Origin of the sequence: Mesorhizobium sp. M7A.F.Ca.US.006.04.2.1 (genome assembly GCF_004022915.1) — a bacterium.
In the GTDB taxonomy this organism is placed as follows: Bacteria; Pseudomonadota; Alphaproteobacteria; order Rhizobiales; family Rhizobiaceae; genus Mesorhizobium; species Mesorhizobium ciceri.
Window position 1 is genome coordinate 1 of sequence record NZ_RZQA01001260.1, and the last position, 1,264, is coordinate 1,264.

Here is a 1,264-nt window from a genome sequence, read left to right on the forward strand (position 1 = left end):
GTGCCGCGCCGGCCGCTGGCACCGCGCCGGCAACGGCCACCGCTTCCGCTGCCCCCTCAGGAAACGCCGAGAACCAACCCGCCCCGCCGAGCGCTCCGGCCCCGGCAGCAGGGCAGCGCATGCCTCCCAACGGCTACACCAAGTAGCCCCGCCTCAAAGACAGCCGACATCGAAGGCGTGACTTGACGGCGATCTGGCGCCCGGCGCACGATTGCCAAACAAACTCGGTTTCGGCTTATTTCAGCCGCCAGACGCCATCGCCTGTATTTCGTCAGGCGGTTCTGGCAGACGGGATTTCATCGCTAAGGGGTAAAGGGGGAAAGCATGAGAAAATCTGGAATCGTGACCGGAGCAGGCCTATTGCTGGCGTCACTGCTTGGCGTCGTCGCGGCTCATGCCGACGACATGCTGGGATCCTATGTCGCGCGCATTTCCGATCGCGACCATCAGGCGAGTGACGGCTATGCGCTGGACAATGCCGCGCAGATGGTGCGGCAGGACCGCGCCAACTGGCACAAATTCCACCGCCGTGACAGCGACGACGAGGCTGATGGCTGGTTCAGGACCAACGACCAGCGCGCCGACCTGCAGCGCATGCTGGAACGCGGCGGCGCGATGAGTTCCTCGACCAAGCGCGCCATCGTCAATGGCGAACCGCTGATCCAGGTCGACGTCTACGAAAACAGCGTGCGCGTCAGCATTCTCGAGAACTGACGGGCCGTCGCCGGGGCGGCTGACAGTCGGCTTCGGGGACGGCTGATAGGAAAAGGCGGCGCCTCGGCGCCGCCTTGCCATCGATAGACTCGGCGGCTGAAAAGATCAGGCCGCTTCTTCCTTGTCGTCGTCGTCTTCTTCTTCGGACTCGTCGCCTTCAGCCTTCACGCTGTCCTCGGCGTCGTCTTCGTCCTCGTCTTCATCTTCGTCGTCATCCGAGAGCGTGGCAGCTTCGGTGGACTCTTCGCCTTCTTCATCGTCGCCGTCTTCGTCGTCATCAGACAGGTCAGCGGCTTCGATCGCTGCGGCGGCGGCATGATCGAGAATAGTTTCGGAAGCGGATTCAAGCGCCTCGGCGGGAGTTTCTTCTGTCACTTCGATTTCGTGATCGGAATTCATGGAAGTCTCCGTGGGGTTGGGGAACATGTCCCTTTTGCCACGGAGAGATCATCGCCATATGACTGTAAGCCGGCTCGAACGGCCGGTAGCAGAGAATATTTTCTTCGCCTTAACCTGCGATCCTGGAGAAATCCGCGACCTGACCGGTGGC

At 61.9% G+C, this 1,264-nt stretch carries 2 protein-coding genes; one reads left to right on the plus strand and one right to left on the minus strand.

Annotated features, from left to right (window positions below):
* The first annotated feature begins 324 nt into the window (after positions 1-324).
* The gene (locus tag EN925_RS36415; protein WP_024502648.1) at positions 325-714 is read left to right on the plus strand and encodes a hypothetical protein; all 390 of its coding nucleotides are present in this window, start codon (positions 325-327) and stop codon (positions 712-714) included.
* A gap of 105 nt (positions 715-819) precedes the next feature.
* Here EN925_RS36415 and EN925_RS36420 read toward each other — a convergent pair whose 3' ends face one another.
* Positions 820-1,113, minus strand: coding sequence for a hypothetical protein (locus EN925_RS36420; RefSeq protein ID WP_063171642.1), 294 nt, complete (start codon positions 1,111-1,113; stop codon positions 820-822).
* Positions 1,114-1,264 lie beyond the last annotated feature (151 nt).

Bases quoted from the DNA above. Each gene is read 5' to 3' on its own strand.
- EN925_RS36415 (WP_024502648.1), top strand. From the start codon at position 325: ATGAGAAAATCTGGAATCGTGACCGGAGCAGGCCTATTGCTGGCGTCA.
- EN925_RS36420 (WP_063171642.1), bottom strand. From the start codon at position 1,113: ATGAATTCCGATCACGAAATCGAAGTGACAGAAGAAACTCCCGCCGAG.